Annotated in this window: 7 protein-coding genes; all 7 read right to left on the reverse strand. The window is 43.6% G+C overall.

What is annotated here, in order from left to right; genetic code table 11:
• A partial coding sequence (locus AADEFJLK_RS25235) for a DEAD/DEAH box helicase (RefSeq protein ID WP_249028077.1) occupies window positions 1–3810 on the reverse strand: 3810 nt, incomplete at its 3' end.
• A gap of 224 nt (window positions 3811–4034) precedes the next feature.
• Window positions 4035–4490: a hypothetical protein gene (locus tag AADEFJLK_RS25240; protein WP_211299262.1), complete on the reverse strand. Its 456-nt coding sequence runs from the start codon at window positions 4488–4490 to the stop codon at window positions 4035–4037.
• Window positions 4487–7789, reverse strand: a complete 3303-nt coding sequence (locus tag AADEFJLK_RS18120; RefSeq protein ID WP_211299263.1) for an AAA family ATPase — start codon at window positions 7787–7789, stop codon at window positions 4487–4489. Before AADEFJLK_RS18120 ends, AADEFJLK_RS25240 begins: the two co-directional genes overlap by 4 nt.
• A 42-nt stretch (window positions 7790–7831) precedes the next feature.
• Window positions 7832–12859, reverse strand: coding sequence for an Eco57I restriction-modification methylase domain-containing protein (locus AADEFJLK_RS18125; RefSeq protein WP_103975260.1), 5028 nt, complete (start codon window positions 12857–12859; stop codon window positions 7832–7834).
• A 106-nt stretch (window positions 12860–12965) separates the two neighbouring features.
• Window positions 12966–15851, reverse strand: coding sequence for a DEAD/DEAH box helicase (locus AADEFJLK_RS18130; protein WP_103975261.1), 2886 nt, complete (start codon window positions 15849–15851; stop codon window positions 12966–12968).
• A gap of 614 nt (window positions 15852–16465) precedes the next feature.
• Window positions 16466–19192, reverse strand: a complete 2727-nt coding sequence (locus AADEFJLK_RS18140; protein WP_103975263.1) for a DEAD/DEAH box helicase — start codon at window positions 19190–19192, stop codon at window positions 16466–16468.
• A complete protein-coding gene (locus AADEFJLK_RS18145; protein WP_146054658.1) occupies window positions 19193–25861 on the reverse strand; it encodes a hypothetical protein in 6669 nt (2222 codons plus the stop codon).
• Window positions 25862–26095: the final 234 nt, after the last annotated feature.

The following is a 26095-nucleotide window of genomic DNA, read 5'->3' on the forward strand; positions in this document are numbered from 1 at the left end:
ATTTACCCCAACTGCTTTAACAGACGTTTCGTTATCTTTTTTAGACCGATAAATCACAGAATGCAAGATGACACCCTGTTCAGGAAAAGCGTAATTGGGGATCAAGCCTTCATCGGTAAAAAACTGTAGCGTATCTTTATTATTTATCAGCGTTGCCAGCGACTGTAGGGCCGCAAGCTCAATTTCTAACTGCTCCAAATGCTCCTTGTCCTGAGGCGATAACAGTTCTGCTTTCTTCATTTTTTGCATCACCGTATTGACCCGTTTGGCTTCCTTGGTGAGCGACTCCAGTTCCAACTGTTGTTGCAACAAATTTTCTTGAATGCGAAAGCTCAAACTACCTTGCGTTGCAAAGTTTCCTTCAGCAAATTGCTTAATCCACTGTACCGAAAAATCACTTAGACCTATTTCTTGCTCTGAATGAAACAAACCTAAGAATCTTTCGAGTAACGGGGTACGATTATTTTCGACATAATTCAAAAACGAATAGGGAAAATGTTTTAAATCCCCTTTTCTTTTGGCGACAGTGGCTAATACGGCTTTTAATTTATGAGGTATCAATGCTTGTTCAGCTTCTTTTTTAACCCATTGATCCAAACAGAAAGCCGTATATTGACGCTCTAAAACGGCTGATGCATCCAGAAAAACACCGGGGGCTTCCACTTCACCCGACATCATCTCATGGGGATCACTATAAAAATAAAGATCATGGGCATTGGCATTCGCCAGAGTCACATTAATGGCATTGCCGTCACGTCGTCCAGATCTGCCAATCCGTTGCAAATAATTCGCCTGCGCCGGTGGCACTGAACATAACAGAACGGATGACAGATTACCAATATCAACCCCCATTTCCAATGTAGGGGTGGCGGACAATAAATTAATATCCCAAGGTTGACGGGATTGTGGGGATTTTTTAAAGGAAGCTTCCACGTCGGCTCGCTCGTCCCTACTTAGCAGACCCGTATGCTCTGCCGCCACGACCCGATTGACTTCACCGTCACGATACAAACGGCCATAAAAATCCAGTTGCTCCATATCGGTTTTGTCAATTTGGTAATGTCCTAAACAACTTTTACGTAAACAGTGCATGTTTGACCAGCGTTCTACTTCGCAAGCCGCCACATTATGGCTATGGTGACAATGGTTACAATCCAGCCGGACTGATTCGGAACTGATCAACAACGCTCCAGGGTTAATGGCCCAAACCGTTTCACCTGTCCCTGTTGTTTTATCAACCAGTACATTGGCTTTCAGCAAGTGCTTTAACACTAGCTGATAAATAGCGGCATTCAAATCGCCGCTTTGATGCAAGGTATCACCGGTTAATAAGCTTTTAAGTAACCACGTTTGATACCAACTGCTTGCCCCGGCTTGACCTGCCGACAGGGTTTCCAAGCCCTTGGTCTTTTTCGTTGCCAGAAACATGGGTACCCGCGCACCAGGAGCAAAATTAGGTAAATGTACGGGGTTAATAAAAACGCCAGGATTACCGTTATCCTTGATATAACCATCCAGCCCAGCAGAATAAATTCCACCACCGATACGAAGATGCGCCAAGACACCAAAAACAAAGCGCTGTAGTTGTGCAAATTCAAGGTTATTTAATGAACCGATGGCTTCTTGCAGGGCGGATAACAGACCGGTTAACGCGGTTACCATGACCTCATGATCGAAATAACAACTAGCGGAACCACTGCGCTCAAGTGATCGTCCAATTCGGCTACGAAATCCCAACTCGCTCAGAATTTCAAACTCCAAACGCCATTGCAATAAGGTCAGTAAATTGGAGCCATCGGGTAAGCGTTCATTTTTTTTCAAGGCGCTGAAATCACGTAACCATTCCATATCAGACGGTAAAAACAGGCCTATAAAGACAATGTCCCCCAATTGCTCCAGCCAATACTCGTTAAAATGGGCGATCAATTGGACTAAAGAAAAAGGTTTCTGACCAAGGTCTATGACTTTTTTTAATGCCACTCGAAAACCAAAAGATCGGGTGCGTGCAGCAATAAATCCGGCTCGATGCGCGGTATCCTGAACGGCATCAGAAAAAGCAATCAACTGTTTGTCACGATTAAACGGTGAGGTACTCAATTGACCCACTACAATTGAAGATAAGCTAGTTGATCGTGCTCCGATAATCAACAGACTGCCCTTGCTTTGGCAAAAAGGGCAATCGTTATGACTTTTCTGCTTAGATTCGCCGGAATGCTTATTTTTTTCTAATTTGCTATTATTAGGCAGATGCACCCATAATAAATCTTCGGAGTCACAGTTTTGACAACTGGTTTGCGGGCGCCGGCTCAAATAACCGCAACGGGCGCACAAATTTCTATCGAGGCCATCAGCAAAATCCCTTGGAACATCGACTTGCAACATCGGAAACAACTGACAGGATTTGGGCGAATGTTCAAAAAACGCCCGATAAATAGTGTCCAGATCAGAAGTAATACATTGCTCATCCTCCGCTTTCTGGCTTAACAAACCCATCGCTCCGCAATCCCGACAATGGATAGCCGGTAACGCAATCCGGTCTTGCGGCACGTTACCGTCATCGGCAAATATCAAGGCGGGGTGTTCATTTTTTAATGGCAATAAAACCAATAATCGGCTTAACTCGCGTAACCATAACTGCATCCGCACATCTAATAACGGACGTGTGATATGTTTATTGCCCGGCTGTTCCTGCACCAATAATTGTTCAATATCCAGCTTATCATCAACGGCATTTAGAAAAGCATCATCCCTAGCTACCGAAACCAGTGACACCAGACTGGTTAATAAATGTTCGACAAACTCATCGGGGGCTTCGGCCTGAACTCCCAGGCCTTTTTTAAAACGCGGCAATAAGTCCAGCCAATCGGTAACTTGGCCGTTCAGCAAACGCAACAGATTTTGAAATAAAAAGTGTGTTTTTAGTGCCCGTGCCAGCTCGACTCGCCAAAAAATGGCATCATCTAAAAGCGGTAAGGTATCAAACCACAATCTAGCTTGCGCCAAGGCATAACTGTCCAAATCCGAATAATGATCGGCCTTCAACGCTTCCAGCTTGTCCAGAGTAGGATAGCGAATATGTTCGACGGGCGAAGAAGCCAAATAGTCGCCTAAGGATTGCCGGTATTCGTTAACCACTGAACATTCGTCAAAATATTCATCAAATACCGCCGTTGCGTAGCCGATTAAATTCTGACCGGCATTCTGGCCACCCAATGTAGCCGAGGTACCCACGCAAACCAAATGCTGTTTGGGCGTGTCCAGACGGGCTTTCAGCCGCCGAATCAAACACGCTAAATCAGTCCCTTGCGCCCCATCAAAAGTATGTAATTCATCGACCACTAAAAATTTGAGTGTTTCGGCGGCATTTTTTGACCATAAGCCATAATCCTTAGATCGGATCAACAAAAAATCCAGCATCTTATAATTGGTCAGCAAAATATCCGGCGGATTATTTCTGAGCGTTTCCTTATCGGAAATAAGATGCTCCCGATCCATGAAAGTAGCCGCGTTTTTTTCCTTATCGCCCACATAAATGCCGGCCGTGATTTTTCCTTTCAGTACCGGATTGTCACAAATAGCTTCTGCCAAACGTTCAGCCTGATCGGAAGCCAGCGCGTTCATGGGATAAATCAGAATCGCCTTAATACCTTGTTTATGCCGATGCTGATAACAATAATTAAGGATAGGCAACTGAAAACATTCAGTCTTCCCAGACCCCGTGCCGGTAGCCACCAGGGTTGATTTAAACTCAACGCCAATGCGCTGAAAAGCGATCTCCTGATGTTTGTGCGGTGGAAAACCTAGCGGCACGTCCGGAAAGAAATCGGCTTTATCGGCTCCTTTTTCAAACGGCAATTTGATCGACAGATAAGGCCCTTTCGCCAATAATCCGGGTGTACTTAAAAAGCGCTCCAGCAACCCATCGAAAAAAGGCGTTGTTGTTTCAAAGCTTAAACGCAGATAGTTACTGACGGCTTGTTGTAGTTGCCGGGCTAAGATGCTGGGATTCAATGATTACTCCAAATGAACAATGATTATTCTGCCTTGAGAATATCTATAAATTGCTTAATCTTCTCTGAATCAAGGCCCACACCATCCTTTTCCTCTGTTATTAATAACGTCCCATTAACGCCACCGCCCTCTTCTAGCGGTAAAATGCCTTCTTGTTTATAAGCCGCTAACTTTCTTTCCCAGCGTTCACGGTATGCATCATTACTCAGCATACCGTTGTGTTCCCAATACCACCTATCACCAGAATCGTCATCAATTATTGTAAAATCGGGAAAGCGCTCATGACCCGCCAGCATCAATGGATGTTCATACTGATAATCTATGCCGGCGGCATATAATTTATCGGCGATTATCCACTCTGATTTTGATCGCACTAAATCTCCTTTATCAGTCCGATAAATCAAATTACTATCCAGAAACACATTGGAATTATTTACTGTAACTTCTACAGGTTGAGATGCCTTAAACAGATTGGTCATTCGTTTGGCAATATCCGAATAGCCTTCATAACTAACTTAACCAGCTCTTTGAAATCACCCTGATGCAGGATGACAACTTTATTTTTATGGCGTGTTAATGCGGTATAAAGCATTTCTCTTGAAAGAAGCCTGCATGGATTGGGAATGATTAAAAATGTTGTACCAAACTCACTGCCTTGCGTTTTATGTACGGTTAATGCATAAGCCAATTCTAAAGGCGGCGTTGCTTCCTGGGCATCGAACTCATTAGGCCAATATTTATAACCAAAGCCAGGTTGGGCCGATAACTCAACTTCGATTTTGTTGAAAAATTTCTGTCCTTTCTTCTTATAATATCCCGTCACTATGCCAATATCGCCATTTGCTACATAGTGATTTTCTTTATCAGGGAAAACCTTCCTTTTCCCATCATTTTTTATATTGATAACCTTATCGCCCCAGATAATACCCTGAGGCCCTGCCGGATTCGGGATACGTTTTGCATAGCCTGTTTTAGAGGACAAATAAATTGCATCCCTTCTGAATTTTGCTTGTATATACCGATTTATCACCTCAACGCCTGATTGTGCCGCTCTATGTGGCGAAAGAATTTGCCAATTTTCGGCTTTTTCTGAAGCTCCAGGCTTGTCGCCATAAGCTGTATTAAAAAACACATGCGTTCTGCCGGCTGTTCCCCCTAAACTGCATTCAAATCCCACTTCATCCTGATCCGAAGTCAGGTGTAATTCCTTAACAATGTGTTGAGTGAGAAGCTCGAATAATTGATCCGGCTGATTCCACTTAACTAACTTTACATAGGGCGTTTCGTCATTATCCAGAATATTCCAAACCTCATCCGCACCGGCATCTTGCGATTTACCACTAAATGCATTGGCTAATAAAATATCAACCCGCTCACCTAGTCCTTGATTTTGTTGACGCCGAGTAACGGTTAACTCTGCATAACAATATGAAACTTTAGGAAAAAGACTATCAATATTTTCCGGCATCAATTGTTGTACAATATCAACATAAGGCCTTCCGGCACCAATGGGCGGAAGCTGCTTAGGGTCGCCAACCAAAACCAAGCGTTCTACACCTTTAATTGCATCCAAAAGCCCGGCAAGCTGTTCTTCGGTCAGCATCGAGCATTCATCAATAACAACTGTTTTATGCGCACTAGACTTGCCTGCGTTGGTATTAATAAAATAACGGCCCGTATTCCCATCATAGCGCTGTAATCCATTTAAAAATTGCGCAATGGTTTTCCCTTTGCCAAACTGGCCACTGGTTTGTTCTAACCTGACCCGGGCTTTTCCTGTCGGAGCCAATAAAAGCACCCCACCCTTTTTTACCGCATCAATATTGCACAGGGCTTTAATTAAAGTACTTTTTCCGGTACCCGCTGCTCCCATTAACACGGACACCCGTGACTTGAACAGCATTTCCAGCGCTTTAGATTTTTCCTTTCTAGCGAGTGACTCATTTGCATCAGTTACGCTTTTCGAGCCGCTCTCAATTGCAGCATCAACCAATGCCGCCCAATCATAATCCCCCTCATGTAATCGGCCTTTCTGACGTTTTATGATAATCGATTTTATCGACTGGGCAGTTTCAATGTAACGATCCAATTGAAAACCTTTATTGCCATTTTTTAGCTCAATCGCCTCCACGAATGGCGAAATAAAATCGCTAACGACGCCTAAAGTATCAATATCCAGAGGACACTCTGGCTTCATGGCTAGATCCCGAATTTGCTGGATTAACCAGTTATCCGGCAATAAGGTATGTCCCTTACTGCCCGCCTCCTCCAATACCTGAATCATAAGCGCTCGAATACGGCGCTTATCAACCGCTTCTTTAATTTGGCTAGGCTCTGGAATAGGAAAGTCCTTTCTTAAATTTTCTGGCGGAAACATGCCGCGATCAATGATTGCAAAAGCAATCGCATCAAGCTGTAAGCGATCCTCTTCATAAATCCGGTAAGGATTAGCTAAAATCTCTCCATCAGTAGTGAGGGTAGAAATCCCCGCTTTTTCACGTTCTGTCGGTTGATACCAGCGCTTCGCCTGACTATTGGTAAGCGTAAATCGGCTCAACAACGCCAATAAAGCCCTGCGCTCAGGCGGTAGCTTTTGCCACTTTTGATACAACGTATCGCCAAGGCCTTGTTGCAAATAGTCCGGTAACGAAGAAGAATCTGACAATGCCTTTTCTAATAAAGGCCAAGGATTATTTCCAGATTCCTCATCAGCACTTAAATACCAGGCCAGCAAATTGCCGTGCGGCAAACCAAAAGCGTTAAACGCTGCGCCTAAGCCAGGAAATGCGCCGCGAATTTGCCACAGTCGGTTTAATTCGTTGTCTATCCACTTCAGATATTCCTGCCAGGGAGCCTCAAAGTAAACGCACATCGCCTTAATCGCTTTTTCGATGGCCAGTAAAGAGGCAATAGCGCCATCTTGAGGCAACAATTCCGAACCGTAGGAATAACTTTCAAAATGCTCATCCGGTGCAAATGCCGTGCAAGCCGCCAAATCAATACTGACATCTGCCTCAGCCAAGTCAAGCAAGTGTTGATAAGGCAATAAAAAACCTTCCTTTCCATTGGGCCGTATTGAATGCCCAATACCGCGCTCCCATAAAAAGCCACTGATTGCATTGGCCGGTTTATCACGTTTATATCGATATTCAGCTGGCTTGCCTACCGACTTAACACGACCAACCCCTATAATGACTCGCCGAGGGTCCTCGATTAACGGCGTTCGTTTGGCATAAAAAAACACTAAACTTTCATCGGGTTTCACTGCGCTAAAAAAGCTGTCCAGCATGATCCTTTGGTTCTTTCCTTCCTGAATCCAAGCATCTTGCCAATCCATTTTAGGTTCACGATTGGTGTTATAATCAAGCTGCAAGTCCTCGCTTCGGCTTTCCGTGTTCTCTTTGAGCATCCAGCGAAAAGGAATAACCGCTACGGAATAGGGCTGAATAGTATACGGTGTGGCTTCAAAATGGCCGTGAGTAACAGAAGCCGATTGCGTATAGGGATGATTTTTTAGTAAAACCTGACTAAACTTGGCCATGAGCGTGCCGTGCTCATCGACACAGGGAGGTAGTTTATTTTGTTCCAAACCTTCAATGGAAGTCCCTGCCTTATCCGCTTCATGGCTATCATCGCGTCCTGAAGCGATCCTGGGTAACACCGTACAACTGGTATTCACACAGGGTTTATTGCAAAAAGTGCCATTCCAACCGTTGTCGTGCCATGGCACTCTGACAGTAATATGTTGCATCGGTAGTTGTCTTGAACCCTCAATCATGGGCTATATCCTTACTTAAATTAGTGTGATGATTAACAATGACTAATCGGTAGCCAGCACTTCATTTTGCCTGGCTTTAAAATGTTGCCAGACGGTTTGATAGTCTTGCTCGCGGCTGCATAAATCAAACGGGGCGACGTATTGGATGACGCGCTCTATCGGGCCATTGGGGACGGTGTCATCCAGAACCGTGCGCTCGATGATAACACCATCGAGCGCTTGCACGTCTTCCCAGCCGAGGGTGGTCGTTTCGGTTATCCAGTCGCGGGTGTCGATGGTGAATTGGCCATTTTTGGGGCTGACGTGTTCGGCGCACCAGTCCAGCCAGCGGTTTTTAATGTCTGCGGGCGGCGTTTTTATTTGGCAAGGCAGGTCGTTTTTATTGGCTTTGCGCGGCAAGCCGACACCGACCAAGCCTTTGGAGACGGTAAACACGATGCGTCCGGCGCGGTCGAACCAAGTATCTTGTTCGTATTGGCGCATCACCGGAAATTGCACGCGGTAAATGGTTTGTAATTCGTCCAAAGTCAAATCCAAGGCCATTGCTGCCAATACGTCGATTTCCACCAAAGCTTGGCGGCGGTTGTAGTCGGTGCGTAAGGCGCAGTGGCGTTGCCAGTTTGGGGTCAGTTGCTGGAAAAAGGCGTTGGGCAAGCGTGGGTCGGATTTAGCCCAGTGGTCTTGGGTGAAGATGGGTTGGTAGCAGGATTGCCAGAGGTCGGTGTAGTGGGTGGTTAAGGCATTTAGCGTTAATGCCCGTAGATGTAATGATGAACGATAGACTTCATTGGTTAATACAGGTAATTGATTGATTAACGTCGTACTGGCATGTCCCATACCTGTACTTTTAACCCGGTAATCAACCGGTACAGATAAACACATTACATAATAATCAAGCATAATATGGTCATCCATAAAGCTTGTACTCAAACAAGTATTGATATGAGCTACGCCTTTTGGAAGAATCCCGCTAATCATAGTCCGTTCAGATGATGGTCCAATCATCTCCCGATTTACAAACCGATAATACTCTGTCACTCGCTTCGCTTCCGCTGCCTCTACCCACGGAACACGCGGAATACGATGCTGGTACTCGGCAGGTTCACAGGCTGGCAAATAATTGGTGCGTGGTAAGTAATCAGTTGGCAAATTGGCAAGGTCGAGGATGTCGTAATGACCATTTTCAGTACAAACACGACGCGGCGTTTTATTAAAGGGCGTGCCGACAAAAAAATGAGGCCCCGATAAAATCCATTGCTGCGTTTCTCTGGCAAATTGGGTCTGCCTTATTGTTGTTTTTTCTTTTTGGGCCTTAGTCTCATCAAACATATAAGTTGAATAATACTCGCCCTGAAAATCGCTTAAACATTTGGGTTGGTGGGCGAATTTTTCCAACACATGAAGCAACTGCTTGGAATGTAAAGCAGGTAACCGGGCTTGTAAGGCTGGAGTACCTTCGGTATCATAGAGTTTGGCGAACAAAGCCAATGTGCATTCATCAACCGGTACAATCCGGCTTTTATGTCCGACGGTGTTCCATTGGCCGTCATTGGTTTTAATGCCTGGCACTATGCCATGGCCATCATGCTCGAAACATTGATAAATGGTATGCGGAATATATAGATTTGAAATATGGTTAAACGATACTGAAGCAAGATTCGAAGTTTGATAAATATTTAAGCTAAAACGCATCCTTCCATGATCATTTGTTCCTACAAATAGCTGGAATTCATTCTGAAACTGAAAATGCGCTCGCAATCGTGGATAGATCGCCGCCCGGAATAAGCCGCCATTCGGGTCGTCATAAATACCTTCGGGATGTAAAAAACCGGCTACGCCCATTGATTTATTCCCCATCCAGGCTTGAGGCAAAAAACATTTAAATAAATTAGCTTTTTGTCCGACTAATAGTGGGTAATTGACCTCGGCATTAAGAAAATTCTTTGTACCTTCTGCTAGTTCAAACTCGGAAAAATAATCGGCTTTGAGTTTTGGATAGTCGAAAAAGCTCTCTTCCCTGAGTTCATTCAGTTGATTTGCGGTAAAGTTGCGTAAAACAAACAACGGGTTGGCATCGCCCATGATGCCCGCTTCCATCCATTCCACTTTCAACCAGGGTGGATTACCCAAGATCAAATCGAAACCGCCGTTATAGGCAAAGATGTCGGCCAATTCCAGTTCCCAATGAAAAAAATTGGATTGTTCCGCAAGGCGGTTAGCGACATTTAAGCGCGGATTGTCGCGGAGGATTTTTTCGATGTCCAGTTGCCCGAAACGATCATTAAAATCCATCGAAAGTTTCTGCGGCATAGTATCGGGGAATAAGTCCGCCGTTTGGCCGGGTTCGGTCACCGGCTCCAGTGTGCCGCCCATCAGCAGCCAATTGAGGTCGAAAAAATACTGGTTCCTGTCCGGCAACAAGTCGGCCTGGGCCAACGGCCAAAACCATAACGCGCACCAGTAATCCATCACCAGTTTTAAACGGCGATACGGAGAAGCGTTTTTCAGGTTTTTGGATTGGCGTTCTTGGGCGATAATGTGGTCTTTTTGCGCTAATGGACTTGGTTGGTGGCGCTGGTCTTGTGGCTGTCCCCAGATGTTAAAAGGATCGGTGGTTTTGTCGCGGATTTTGGCTTGTTCCACGGTATGCGCTTGCCAAAGTTCGTCGATTTTGGCGGAAAAGATTTGCAGTTGTTTGATGTGTTCGGCACTAAAAGGTTTGCAGAAGTCTTTGCGCCACTCGCTGATAGTTTTAATGGCATCCTTGGCCAGGCTTTTGATGACTTTATCCTGATAGTTGGCCATATTGGGGTCAGGCAACAGGAAATGGTAAATGCGCTGGCCGCGCTCGCTAAGTAGTGGTTGGTTGTTGTGGTCGGTTTGGGCGAACTGGCCCTCACCCCGACCTTCTCCTTTATGCCCTTTAGGGTACACAGGGAGAGGGAGGTTTGATAAGCCATAAGGGTTCAAACGGCTGGGTGTTTGGTTAAACCAAAGCTGTTCCTTTTTGCTTTTGTTCAACACATCGGGTGCGAATACTTGCCGCCTTGCGCCAATCAACGAGTTGCCGTTGAACAATTGCAAACCAAACCACGGTACAAAGCCGCTTTTATGAATGGAGTTAAGCCATAACGACACTTCGGCCAATTCCACGGCAACGGGGTTTAAGTCGATACCGAAGACGTTGTTGTCCGCCAGATACAGCTTGATTTTTTGCAGTTCGTCGGCATAGTCTTCGTGTGCCAGACGGTCGCCGGTTTCTTTTTCTTTCCGCTGGATGTAGGCGGTAGCCAATTGGTTGATGGCTTCGTTAAGGAACGCTGCCGAACCCATCGCCGGTTCTAATATTTTGAGTCGTAAAATCTCGTCTGCACTTTTGTCGGGCAATAATTCTTTCAGGGCGTATTTGACCAAGGCTTGGGTCAGCACTTCCGGCGTGTAATAAGAGGCCGATTTTTCCCGATCCCGTCCGCTCATGCGATAAATGAAGGTGCCTTTGGGGTGGACTTTAAAGCCGCCTTGTTCGTTAAGCACCCGTTCCGCTTCGGTGTAATTTATCAGTTCCGCTTCTGGCACAAAATACGCCGAATCTAGTTCATTCGGTTGGCTGTCGGCTTTTTTAACTTCGTATAAATCGTGTGGGGCGAAAAAGCCTTTATAAGACAATAGGGCTTCATAGACCGCACCGAGCTGGTTAATGCCCAGTTGTGCGTAAGAGATGCGCCCCCGGCGTTGATAGCGTCCCGTGCTGGGTCGGGTCAGCGACATCAACTGGATAATCTTTTGCATCAGGTGATTAGGAAAGCGTACTCGGTTTAACGTGGGTGTGCTTTTCGGGTCGAACAGATGGCTTTTGAGGGGCGTGATGCTAAAGGCTTCGGTATCGCCGTTGGCAAAGATATTGGTGTTGGGTTGCGCGTGAAAACCTTGGTCAATCAAATCAAACAACAATTGGATACTGTCGCTAATATAGGTGCCGTGTTGCGCTTCTTGAGTATGTAACGGCGTCATTTCCAGGTTGCGCAAAGACTCCAAGCTGTAACCTTTAAGATAGGCACTGGAACTTTTGATGGGCACATAATCCAGTTCCGGTCTGGCTTCGATATAGAACAAAAACAGTAGCCGGTACATGTAACGTAAGCATTCACGGCTTAAGTTTTCCGCCATGACTTCGGTATATACTTTTTCCTTGCTCTCCTCCCGCCAGTAACGCATGGCTTCGTTGCCGAGCAGTTCCACGCATTCACGCAGCGCATATTTTAAATCTTCAGAGACGGCAAAAGCGTGTTTATGGGCATTTTCATCCAAACTGTCCATTAAGCACAGGCCTTGGGCAGGCGTTAAATGGTCTTTAACCAGTAACGCGGTCATGGCTTTGAGTGTGCTGTCTTCACGGCGGCTAAAGATTTCTGCAAGGTCGAACCGTAACAGCCGTTTTTCATGCCATTTGCTGCGATCTATCAACAGTAACTGGGTATCACTGAGCAACAGAATCCAGCGCGGCGGATGGTCAAGCGCGAAAATAGTTTTGTTAATCAGGTCGTCAATGCTGAGATTCAGGAGCGCGGCCTGTGGCTCATGGCCATAAAGCCATTGTTCGGGTTTTAGGGTGAGATTAAGCGGGTCTTCTTTATCAGCATCAACATTATTCCATACACCCAATACCCATAATGCGGGGTTTTGACCATGCGCCACTTCAGCAAGAATAGGAATGTCACCGGACTCCACGCTATTTTTCATGGTCGGTTGCCAGGTATAACCTAAAGCTGTCAGCAGTTTGGCAAAAAAAGCATTTTGTAATTGTAAGCGGGATTGCGGGTCGCGGTCTTTTTCAAGCTGATGTAGCAAGCGGAAAAAGTCTTGCGCTAATGAACGCAATTTTATCCACGGGGCGCGAAGTTCGGCAAACGGATCGCTTTTTTGTGACCCTGGCTTTACATCACGATAATCGTCCTCCATCGCTTGCCATTGGCTGAATGTGTCTTTGAGGTCGCCTTCAAAAATCGCCGACAAATAGTGGTGGCTGTAATATTCGTTTTCGTTGGTGATGCCGGTGAGGTCGAGCGACATTAGGGATGATTCCGTTATTGTTTTCTGTAGGTTTAAGCACTGGGGCTTTTGCACCACAGCTGTTGAAAGGGTTAAAAATCTTGGCTCTAAAAGCTACACTTCTGGATCAGGCCTGGACGATGGCCGCGACAATTTGAATATAAGGATGATCTTCAGTATTCATGGTTTCTTGTATCCATTGCCGATATTCTTCGAAGCGACTGCGAATGGCTGCTTTTTCCTCTTGGTAACGTTTGTCTTTAATGGCGGCCAGTTGTTCGCTGGTTTGGACGGACAAATCAAGCTGTTCTACATGCTTGTTTTCCAATATTTTGAGTTTTTCCAGTTGCGCGTCTAATTTAGGCCGGTTTTCTTGTTCGAAGGCTTTTCGGTAAAGCGTCATTTGCTGCTTGGTCTGTTTAACCACTTCAGGCAGTTGTGCTGCCAGTTGATTGAATACGCTTGAAGCTTCTCCCGAATTAGGCAATCCTTGGCTAAGCCCGATGCGTTTAAGTACCTCTTCCAAGGCATCAATGCCGTTGAATTGGCCGTTAATAAAGCCGATACCTAACCAGCGTTGAATCAGCGGCTGTCCTTTTTGATTGGCTATTAAACTGTAGGTGATATAAATCACTTCGCCTTTTGCTAATTTAGCACCCGCTACGATGACAGGTGCTTGTTGTCTTTTAAAACCACCCGCCACTTTGTTATTAAGCCACTGGAACACTGGATGTTGTTCCCATAGATAATGCACAACTGGCCAGCTTTGTTCGGATTGTCGGCTTTCATTAATGGCGGTTTCTATGGCTGATTTTTCTGCCGACAGTATAAAATGTCCATTGCTCGGCCAGATTTCTTTGCTTAAATGTTTGAAGCGCAGTTCCAGGCTTTTCGGTGCGGTAAATTCGACACGCTGTTGTATAGGATTGGCTGAAAATTGCGTGATGCGATCGCGCGTCTCTTTTTCTGCCAGACGCTGTATCCCTTTCGACAGGTAGTCAAAGTCAGAAAGGAACAGGCAGGGAATTGAACCGGTTTCATTGAGTGGGTCGTTAATGACGGCTTGACTTTCCGTTGCAAACCAATCTTCCGCGAATAAATCGAAGGCTTGGGCTTTAGATTCCAGTTGCTGGTCAAAAGCAGCTGCCGCTATACCGTTCTCAATGGCTTGTGCGGTAATTTGTTCTTCGGCTTCGCTATCGTAAACGCCCATGAATACGGAAGGGTCACCAATGTTTTTGATGGCTTGATCGTCTTTTTCAATCAATACTTCCAATATGCGGTTATCGCCTTTGATGACATCATTGGCACAATCCGTCATTAAATACAGAATATGTGGCGAGTATTCCTGTCCATAACGATCAATACGGCCATTGCGCTGCTGAAAAATCATCAGAGACCAGGGAATATCAAAATGAATCATGCGATGACTCAAAAAATGCAGGTTAATCCCCTCCGAAGCCACGTCAGAGCAAATTAACAGGCGTACCGGTTTGTTTTCCTGGCCAAAATCTTCAACGATGCGTTGTTGTTCGGTGTCGGATAAACTGCCGTACAGCACTTCGATTTGGTTATCTTTGAGCTTTAAATCTTGCTGTAAATTTTCTTTCAGAAAGCGCAAGGTCTCGATACGCTCGGTAAAAATGACTATTCGGTCTTTAGTCTCATTGGGCTTCCAATTTAGACCCTCCTTATGATCAGTAATGGTTGCAATAAGACATTGATATTTCGAGAAGTTTGCGACTTCGATCTTCGCTAATAAATCATTGAGCGTTATAAGTTGGTCGCGATCATTTTGATAGGCGTTGTCCTGTTTTTGCTCCAGATTTTTCAGCCGATTCTGGATAGTTTCCCTACAGGCAACCGGACTGGAAAACAGTGCTTTGATTAAGGTAGTTTTGAATAATATGCCTGCGGATCGGACTTGGTCTATTTTGGCAAATTGAATTTCAGTTAAATAATCAAAAGCCGCTTGTTCTAACGCGGAAGCCTGAGTCTTGATTTGTTGGGTTTTACGTTCTTTAAATTCGGTTTTGACCTGATCAATAATGTCTTTTTTAAAACGCCGGATCACTAGCCCTTTATCGGCATAATCGTCTTTACTGTAATTTTCGGGATTAGCGATAGCGGTTGCATCCAGCATATTCAACAGACTAGCAAAGCTTTTAGCCCGGCCATCGTGCGGCGTGGCCGAGAGCATAATCAGGGTATCTGAACGTACGGACAGTAATCTTGCCAGTCGAGCCCGCTGACTGCTACCTGATCTTTCTGCAACATTATGCGCCTCATCAATAACGATAATATCCCAATAGGCATTTTCCAGATAATTCCGATATTCGATACCTTGTTTTAGTGTATCAACCGAGACAATCGCTTTATCAAAATAGAAAAATGGATTGTGATTAGAGGGAATCTGATTCCTGACCCGCTGAATACCGATTGAATCCAAACGTGTTAACGGGATAGTAAAGCGATTCCAAAATTCTTTTTGAAATTGGGTTAGCATGGATTTAACTGCGACCACTAAAATGCGTTTGCCTTTACCACGACGCATCAATTCCGAAACCAGAATACCTGCTTCCAGGGTTTTACCCAAACCTACGGCATCCGCTATCAGAATACGCTGCCTAGGCTGATTTAATGCTTGAAGGGTTGGCTGCATCTGGTAAGGCACCACGTCCATTGCCGCTCGATGCCCAACATAAAGCTTGTTATCAGTGGGAGGGGATTCTCTTAACAAGGCTTCCAAATAAAGCCTGCTATCAATAAAACCATTCGATTGATCTTGAACAAACTCGGTATCTTCCGGTTTTAGTACGTTGATGCGGGTGCGAAATTTTGAATTATTATCCAGTTCGGTAAGAAACAGGGCTTCTTTATCCTTAACTAACTCACTTAAACCGATACAGGTTAGTTGTTGCCCGCCGCTGGTCGTCATATCGACCCGACGCACTAGCCATTCTTCATCTCTTAATTCAATTCTTGTACCAGGAGCGATAATGGAGTGGGGCATGGATTCATCCTTGATAGGGTTAGGTTTAACGTTATAGAGTCAGAAGCTGATTAAACGACACAGAGACAGTCCAAACTGATTTATTGGGTTAGGCGCGAGGTAAGTGTGCAAAGTTTTTTATCCTACATTTTTTGTAGGACTAACCGTCCTCTATTTTTAAGTAGGTGTGCATATATTTTTTAACATTTTTAAGAAGAAGCCGTCATTCCGGCAGATTGCCGGAATGACGGTGCTTCCTGTATTTTTCGGTGAACCTATAGGGCATAGGTTCTTCAAAATTCATGTTAAAAGAATTTTGCACCGCTACTTACCAAAAATTAAGCAAGCATCGCCATTCCGGCAATCTCTTATATCTGCCGGAATGGCGATGCTTGCTTAAAAATGTTAAAAAATATATGCACATCTACTTAGTACATAACATCATCGGGTATTTTTCTTCCATATCCCAACCATTATGGGGGTATTATGCACTCCGCTACCGCCAGTTACTTGATATAGACGGACGCTAAACTAGCGTAATTGTTTATTATGTCGTTTTATTAGCTTTTGGGTCTATAGTATCATACAGCAACGCTGAACAGCGGTTTTTTATCACAACCTAGCTGAACATTGCCTCAATTTACAGCCTGCATGAAAACCTGCCGTTCGGCTACGATTTTCTTTGGCCAACAAACTGCCAGCACGTCTATTTCCGGCATTTTATACGGCAATTTAAACTGTTCTAGGTTTTGCTTTAATAACCTACTACTATTTTTTAGACAATCTGCCAGTATTTCAGAGGTAACGTTGTTCTCAAAATGAGAGGATTCAAGTTTTTGAAGGCTATGTTGTTGGTTTAAAATATCCAAGACCTGCCAATCGAACAATATTTCGCTACTATCAGAATTGCCGCCCCAACAAACACCAGCGAGGGTCTTACCGATATTGGATTCAATGCCAGTGATACGGTCAAAAATAGAAAAAATGACTAGCGGCTTTTCTAACTGAGGCAATAGGCATAGCGATGCGATCAACGATAAGGCTTGTTTTAAGGCAAGGTCAAATACCCGATGCCCTACCCCTATAACTTTTTCTGCACTTTGGACCTGCTTATGGTCGCGATCAAAAACTAAGCCGTCATATTTTGGCTTGATACCCATGTCCGTTTTCCATGGATCAGGCGTGTTAAAAGCAATGCCATGTCCGGTTTTCACAATTCTTTTCTTATTGTAAGTGAGTATATTTTCAAAAAACGGCAGCAAATCATTTAAATCTCTTTTAGGTATTGAATCTAAACTTTGATAATCAAATTGCTGACTATTACCCACTAAATTTTTGACCGTCTGAATAACGTCCGCTCCGCCGAATTTTTTGGTTTCAGTGTCAAACCAACCTTTCAGGCTTTCTTTTGATTGACTAAGACCTTTAGAGAACAATTGGGTGAATAGCTTGCCATCGGTCATGCCTAATACGAGTTGCAATAGGTCTTCAGGTTCATCCATTACCTCACTGAGCGCATCGGTTATGCTGTTTAATTTTGTATTCAGCAGATCCCAAATTCTGGACTCAACGGTTTCCGGATTGCGTATAGTTATCACTTCAACGGGATATTGTTGACCGTATCGGTTAAGTCGGCCGACCCGTTGGTGCATACGCATGGGATTCCAGGGCAGATCTACATGTACCATCGAATAACAATTGTCCTGGAGGTCAATACCTTCGCCCCCCGCTTCAGTGGACACGATAAACCGGACTTGTCCTAAATTGAATTTTTCAACGGCCAATTCACGCGGCAAGCGTAAGTCGTGTGATTCTCCCCTTTGGTTTTTTACACCACTTGCAAAGTTGTCACCATTGATAAAGGTTACACAGCCATCGCCGTATTTCTGCTGTAACATCCCCATCAGTAATGATTGTGTGGCTTTATATTCCGTAAAAAATAGGACATTACGATCTTCGTAACGTTCGTCTAAAACGGTTAGCAAGCGGACGAATTTGGTTTCACTGGTAATGTTGTGGGCGGTCGCTAATAACGCTTCTAGGCGTGGCTTTTCGTCTTCCATCAAAAGTAGCTTAGCGCTATGTTCGACGATACGTTCTTCCAAGGCCTGCATTTCATCCGTCAGCGATGCATCGATCTCGTCATCCATCATTGCAACCAATCTATCTAGTTTTTCTTTTTGTTGCTCAAGAAATTTCAAGTTATCTTTAATGGTTATAATGTTGTTCAGACGATTTTGGATAGCCCGCTTAATGGCTGAAACCGAACTCGAAGCCAGTTTTTGCAATGACGTTAACACCAATATTACAGCCTGCTGAGCGTTTGAGCTGTTTAGTTTTGACGCATACGCCTGTCCGCTTAAAATAAACGCGGTGAGCAGTTCATAAAAAGCAGACTCAGCCTCGGAGTATTGGTAGGTTTCTTGATAAACGGTAACCGGTTTAAATAACTTCCGCCCTTGCATGTCTGTTACGTTTTGTTTGTTGTTGCGGATTAAGGCATCTTTTAATAAAGCTAATTGCGGTTTTACCGGCTTATCAGGATCAAACAAGTCCGGCCTGACCAACTTCATCAATGCAAAAAAACCATAATCCTTACCCCGATGTGGTGTTCCGGTAAAAAAAATTTTAGATTTAAATTTCTGGTGTTCAATCAAACGCTGGACAAAACGGTATCCTAATGTCCCGCCTTGATCTTCTGAGGCATTCAAATGATGAGCCTCATCAACAATAAGCAAATCCCAGTCTTGAGCATGAAGCATTCTGTCATGCCGTCCGTTAAGGTTTTTTCTTAAGGTTGGCAGCGAGGCAATGACATAAGGATGGGTATTCCAATAATCGGATTTTGGTTTGTCCAGTTCCGGTGTGTAAATGGTCAGGCGAATATCAAACATTTCCCGCAACCGGTATTGCCATTGTTCAACCAAACCTGCCGGTGCCAAAATCAATAGCCGTTTGACCAAACCTTTAGATAAGAGCGGCCATAGGATTAAGCCAGCTTCGATAGTTTTACCCAAGCCAACGTCGTCAGCGACAAGATAATGGGTTGGCCATTGTCTTAATGCTCTATGACAAACCCATAATTGGTGGGGCAACAACTTAATTAATGATTTTGAAAAGACCCCCCAGTTATCATTGACTGATTGAATGGCGGCGGCCTGACTTCGTAAAACAACATCGATTGGCGAATAAAAATGCAAGGAATTAATGGATTGTTCAACCGCTTTAATGAGGTCAACGTCTTCGGTTAAACATTCTTCAATGCCGTGATCAAAACGGATAATCAACGTTTCTTCATCCACTGCACGCACCGTCCCGATGCCGTGCTGTAGATGATTGACTTTTTCACCTTTACTGAACATTCAGTTGCCTCCCTGTTGATGAAAACAGCCTAAAAACCGCTGCAATTCATCCTTTAACTCATCAACGGTAAAAACCTGCCAGCCCAAATTTTGTCCTCGCCGCACTTGAGTCCAGAGATTATCATCTTCATCCACCACAATACCCACTCCCTGGCTTTCCCATGCTAATTCCAGCTCCAGTAAAACGCTGCCATCTGAGTCACATAACTCATAGCCAACGATAGGCTCAGGTAAATTGTTGTGGTTTACTAAATCTACGAAAAACGAAATATTACCTAAAATATCCCAAGCCCAATTGGGCACATCAAGAAGACGAGCAGGTTGATTATCGAATGATTCAATTGGTGTGTTGCTAAATAATCGGCTTTCAAGTTCAACGTCTCTGGCAATGATTTGTAACGGTATATCAAAGCAGCCCGCAAAAGTTGCTTTTTCTTTTCCTAAGTACTCGGAAATAAATTGATAAATATCATTTGATTGGGTGGTGTCGGAAACGTCTTCAGCTAATGCAATCCCTAAGCGATTCATTAGCTTTCTAACGCGCAAATGCGGCACGAAACAATGTTCGCTAGCGACAATTACCGCTGTGTTGCTCAATACGCGATGCCGCACCAACTCGCGTAAAATAAAATTGGCTCCAATGCCTAGTGTTCTGGAAAGTTGCGGAGCGATGACTCCGCCGCCGGCATGCAAAGGACTGCTTGCGGTATTTAAAACACTTTCCATAGAAAAGGCCGTTGTTTGATGATAAATGGCTAACCACACACTGGCATAATCATCTAACCAACGGGCAAAGCGATAAAGGCTGACAAAGCGCATCATCCATGAGTCATACTGGCTTCTGTATAATTGATCTTGCAAATACTCATCTAATACCTGCATCCATTGTTCCGGTGCATCCTGAGGATTTTTTTGAATGAAAACATCCCACCAGCCTTTATCTTTAAAATGCTCTATCGCAGTACGATGCTGCTCATCTCTGGTTCGGCCCACGGTATGTAGCGAACCTATAAACAATAGGGTCATCCAGCCATCCCTATTAATGGAATTCTGTTCATCAATGATTTTTGGAAAATGACCTTCCGGATAGACAAGCTTGTTGTATTTATCTAAATACATCGATTTATTTTGTAGCCACCAGTTATAAACGTTATTGAGTACAATATTGGGGTTAAGCTCTTCCTTGAGGGCAGCAGTTGGGATTGTAATTTGCACTAGCGCTATTTTTTCATCGCTTGCTAATTTTCGTATCAAAACGTTATTCACATCAGATCTTGACCAACCTGCAAAATGCGCCGATTGTTCATGCAATTCGTTCAACCATGATTGTCCGCGTATCTTTTTAGCCAATTCATCACTTTTTTCTCCAAGCAACAAATAACGTAATACGCTGGATTGTTTTGTTAATTCTGTTTCGACCAATGCCCATTGCGCCATTTGATCCAATGTTGCACGCATTTGCGGGCGGGCAAAACGAAAAAACGCTGCGGCTTTTTGGTCATACTTCGTATTCAAGATATTGGCATCAGGCGCAAAAGCAGCTCGCAACTTTTCTTCCTGTTCGGTAAATTGGCTATCCAATAAATCTTCAACAGAAGTGTAGTGATCAGACTGGTTGATAAATTTAAGCGTGGCTGAATATTCCTCTAGCCGTTTTTGCTCTTTTTTTCGCTCCTCATTTTTTTCTAGTTCGTATGTTACCTTTTCATTCAACAATTCACCCCATGCTGTGGCTTCATGGAAGCCGACTTGTTGGTCAGGAAAGGTTTTTTCAGCCAGTGTGGATAAATCAAACGTTGGCCAACGCAAGGCCTTTTTGTCTTTTTCCGGCAATAACTTAAACAACTCGTCTTGGACATATTCATGAATTACCTGGTCTGCTTGCAAAATAGCAGATAGCTGCTTCATCGCCAATTTAAAACATACCTCCTGGCTTAAAACACCCTTGATGACGTATCTTATTGATTTTATGTAAACTAAGGCTTGCAAACTATCCCACAATCCATTGGGTAACAGTGGGGTATCCGATAACAACCCAATAAAGCAGGGGTTTGATTCCGTTAACATCGCTTTAACCAGTTGATGGACTTTGTTGTCTTCTTTTTTAACCCAAGAACTGACCAGAACTGACCATAACGAATGCCAAAAATCATATGGCTTTCTATCTTGTGCCAGATCGAGTTTTTGTCTTACATTCTCCCAGTCTGTGGTAATCAGGATACTCAATTGACGCAGTAATTGCGTTAAATTAATCCCGAGCGCATGGGCAATGTCGCGATTATTTAGACTGTCATGAGCTAACTGCAAGCGCCCCATATCCACATCAAAATTGGCATTCAGCAAAAAATCCATTGAAGCTTCATCGTGTGTGGGAGCCAAAACCCAAATTTTAGGCAGGGCTTCTTTACTTTCCTTGTCAACCCAAGGAAAAGCTTTAAATCCAGTCGCCCCAAAAGCAAACAACATTTCGTAACGGCGATGCTCATCGGCAAAAACCAGCTTGATAGCGTCAATTTTTTCTCCACCTAATGATAAGCGACTTTTTCTTAATGTAGGCAAGTCAGTAAAAACAATCTGTTCCTGCCAACTTATAACGTGTTCCTGATTAAAGTTAATATGTTTAATGCCCTTGCTAAATGCCGTTAATACACCAGCATAAGATTTAAATTTTTCGAGCACATCGTCATTTTCAATACCTTCGGTAAGCGGCAATTCGATAGCCGTGGCGGTAAATTTAGTTTTGGCTGCGTGTTCAATACAACCTCTTAGCCGCTCACGGTCATCAAGCGATAATGGTTCAGGCAGCATGGCAGCAAAAATTTCCACACCCAAACGGCCACTGAGCAGTTTGGGGCGATTTGAAATCAAATGCACACTTTTAAACCCTAAGCCAAACTTGCCGGTGACCAAGCTCTCTGTATGTTTATCAGAGGTATTCAGTAGTAACATTTTTTCAAGATCACGCTGGAATCCCCGTTCTTTTCCGGGAAACCCTTCTGCCCCGCGAAAAAAGTTGATTGCCCGTCCCCAATGGATAAATGTCAGCGTGTTGTCGTCGCTTAAAACACGGAACTGTTGTTGTTGGGAGTCCAATTCAAGTTCATTAAGGCTCGAAAATGGATATGGATAAGCCAGCATTTCGGCATATTCAACCACAGCATCATCGGCGTTTTGAAACAGCTCGAAGGGTACGCTGTAAGTTTGATATTGGTGATTGGTGATTTTGCTTTTTATCGCGTCAAGCACTGCCGACTGGGTGGATTCGTCGTTTATCAAAGCATCCTGCATACCCTTTAAAGCTTGCTGAATCTCTATTTCAGCCGTTTGCGTATTGGCACCCGTTAACTCCAGCTCTTTTTTTTGCGATTTTGCATTTTGATAGCTTTGTAAAAGGCCATGGATTAGTGTCTTTTGTAAGGACAACTGCCTTAAGTTTCCCGGTAACTCATCAAGTATTAAGCCCTGAGCTACGGCAATATCCAGTTGGTCTGATTCTCCGAGTTCAGCCCAAACTTTTCCTAGATTGCCGGACTGTTCATAGACCTCTTTTAACAGCCATTCGGCACTGTTTTTTAAAAGGGTCGATAACTGGTTTTCAGCCCCATTGCTAATCTTCAGTTTACGCAATTTGAATACACACTGGTATTGCCCTTTAAAAGAATGATCGACAATAAGGGTATTGGGGTGGCTATCCAAGGGTACGGTAATAGGGGCATTAAAAATAGATGCTACGTTGATCGAATCCTGATCTTCAATACGGATCAGGAATTCCATTTTACGGATAGCTTGATGTTGGTCTAATCCATCAAACAATATGTAACGTGTCGCGTCCCGGGCCTTAGTTCGCCAGTCAATGCTATTTCGGACACCCTCAACACTGCGTTTGCCAAGAAAGCCGTTAGCGATTTGCTCAATTTCAGCACTCCCGCCCAATAAACTGATGAAAAGACCAATCAGTTCGTTTTCTACCAGCCCTTCCCAGTCTTTAAAATATGTCTTTAGCGTTTTCGGTGTGCTTTGCCGTAAATAGTTAATGTTTTCGACCACTAATAGGTTGCTTCTTTCTTGCCGTTGCTGACCCGAATAGATAATTGCACTTAAGCATCTCGCTTGCTCCCGATTCAGCAAGTAATGTTTGTCCACACCTTCAATGTCAAAGCAAAGCTGTTCTGCCATGACCCAATGATCTTGCTGGTTAAGCAATTCCATGGTTTTTAGCAAACCGACAACATTAGGAAAATTGGCAAATATCGTTATATAGGCATTAAAAAGCCTGATTATTTCGGATTGTTGTGATGGTAGCGAAAGCTGCTTATGGATTATGATTAAATCCTTTAATAGCTTAGGGTAATTCTCAACTGGCAATGCCTTCAAAATTGGCTTAATTAATTCAACATCACCCTCTGTTAATAGCGCATTTACTTGCTTTTTTGCCAATAATGCCCACCCTGGCATATCTAAGGCATCAGCAATAATTTCCGCAAACTTCAACAACTCTTCTGATTTAAAACCCAGTGTACCAATGGAAAAACGTTTACTTTCACCCAGCATTAAAAATAAACATTCCAAACCGTCTTGTTCACGGGAAAAAAGAGCTTTTAACCGATCAAAATGTTCATGCCTTTGGATATCAGTATGCACATCATCAACCGAATAGTAACCTGCTGCACATTCTGCCGTGAGCCGCTTGATGTCATCGTCCATCCCTTCAATCACGATAATATCTTCAGGTTTCACCGGCTGTTCATTATTAGTTTTTAGCCAATAGGTAGCACGAAGTAATTGCCGTAAATCACCATCAATGGATATGTCGGGGAATTGTTCAAGTATTAACAAAGAATAATCACTCGGACTCTGACTTGATAAGATAATTTGTATTAGAGCCAGCTTATCTAATGGGGCTATCCATTCATTTTGTTGTTTTGCAACGGCTTTGTTGGTTGATTTTTTAATGCGCGTAACTTGGTGTGCTAATGAATCAGGTATCGGTAAATCATTATCAAGAAAACATTGCTTTGTAATGGTGACGCGTTCACTTTTATCGGTTTCATGCCAAGGAAGTTGCTTCCATAAGTTTTCCTCTTGAATTTCTAGCAAAATAGTTTCAGATTCTTTTGGGTTGAAGTGCAGTTGCTGAAGGTTAATTTGAGGCAATCGCTCGTTAAGGGTGTTCAATATTCCTTCAATATTCACCTTATTAACCCCTAGCTGATTACTTAGTTTATGCGATAAAACATCAACTAATATTTTATCAATCAAGCGCCAGGAATCATTCCCTACCTGATAGATAGCCTGTGTTAATTTTTCCCAAACTGGCGGTAAGTCTGTATCAACGCTCAATAAGCGTTCACTGTCTACAGAATATTGATTGAGATCACCATGTAATAAATATCGGAAAGCTTTTTTTTCAATTACTGTTAGGTCGGTGTGCGACAACAACCCCTCCAGCAATTTAGTTCGGCACTTCGGCGATTTCAATATAGGTTTTTTGTTGTCAATATAAGCTAAACATGATATTTCATTACACTCCGACAAATTTTCTTTCGGCCCAAGGGATAGATTTTTATTGTTAGTCGTAATAAAGTAAATTTCACCTCCCTCAATGGCTTGTAATAAGGCATTGCCTAAAGAAAACTTTTCATCATCCTTACCAATTGAAAAACGAAACAGCATATTTCCATTTTTTAATGCCCTTAAATCACTTTGAGCAACAAACTTATCTTTTTTAGAGGCTAAGTCATGTATTTTGAATAAACGTAAACCAGAACACTGTTTTAACAAATTTTCTTTATCCACAGGAGACACCATCTGGATAATTTCTTCGACCAACGCCTGTGCTTCATCATGAAGATTGCTTTGGCTTGCTGAACCTAAAATCGCGTCCAAGGCTTTTAAAAGCAGCCCCGCATCATCCATTATCAACGGATTGTTTTGAGTGGATTCTGGTGTCAATTCCTTAGGGACAATCAATGCTCGCGTTTGGATCTTGGCTAGCTGTTGCCACAGCCCAGATAGTTTGACTTTAGTTAAAACAACTTGCTGACCTGATGGAATATACTCAAGGAAACGGGTCATTTCGGATTTAATCAATGAATCCGGCGGTAAACCTAAGCCATTTCTTGCTATCGACTGTAATTTATTTTTGATGGTTGCGGTATGAATGGTTCCAGGCAATGCTAAGAAGTCATTAAAGTAAGCAAAATGGACGCGTTCACAAAAAACGGCTTCAAGATCGATGTCCAAGACCCGCAGCAATAATTCATCTGTCCATCCTTGATTTACTGGATTTAATAAGCAGGCGAGGGACTGGTCATGAAACACATATCCTTGAGAGGCAAATGCCCCCAACTGTTTAAAAACAGCCCAAGGACGTTTATGCTCGCCTTGTGGATAAGGAGGTAATAGTAAAGCCGTAGTATCGGCAGGAATGAGCTGCCAAGATTTTTCATGCGGTTGCAGTTGGCAGATCCATTGATAATTGCTTCCTAGCCAGTTCTGATATAGTTTTGCAAAGTCGGATTTAAAAAGTGCTTCACTCAAATGCTGGGTACGTTCAAATCCGCAACGATGTGCTTGTACAAATTGTTGCAGTGCTTTCGGTAGATAGCTTAAACAACCTTTAGTGGCCAGTAACGCATTCCATTGGCTACGGAGTTCATCATTGTTCACAATTTTACCAATAGGCGGTTTTCCAATGTTTTCTATACCGTGAATACCGACACGACCAGCATCAACAAAAAAATAGCCGTGAATAAATATCTGGGTGTTATATTTGTCATCAGGGTTAACCCGACTGTATCCTTTTACTTGGGGATAAGTGCCCAGTGGTAAAAATACCGACCAATCAAAATAGGCTTCGGCTCGTTCATCCGCTTTTCGTTGGCAAATAACGATAGCTAAATG

The organism is Methylovulum psychrotolerans (assembly GCF_002923755.1).
Classification (GTDB): Bacteria; Pseudomonadota; Gammaproteobacteria; order Methylococcales; family Methylomonadaceae; genus Methylovulum; species Methylovulum psychrotolerans.

Excerpts from the sequence above, each read along its gene's own strand:
- AADEFJLK_RS25240 (WP_211299262.1), bottom strand. The coding sequence starts at position 4,490 with ATGACCAATCTGTTTAAGGCATCTCAACCTGTAGAAGTTACAGTAAAT.
- AADEFJLK_RS18120 (WP_211299263.1), bottom strand. The coding sequence starts at position 7,789 with ATGATTGAGGGTTCAAGACAACTACCGATGCAACATATTACTGTCAGA.
- AADEFJLK_RS18125 (WP_103975260.1), bottom strand. The coding sequence starts at position 12,859 with ATGTCGCTCGACCTCACCGGCATCACCAACGAAAACGAATATTACAGC.
- AADEFJLK_RS18130 (WP_103975261.1), bottom strand. The coding sequence starts at position 15,851 with ATGCCCCACTCCATTATCGCTCCTGGTACAAGAATTGAATTAAGAGAT.
- AADEFJLK_RS18140 (WP_103975263.1), bottom strand. The coding sequence starts at position 19,192 with ATGTTCAGTAAAGGTGAAAAAGTCAATCATCTACAGCACGGCATCGGG.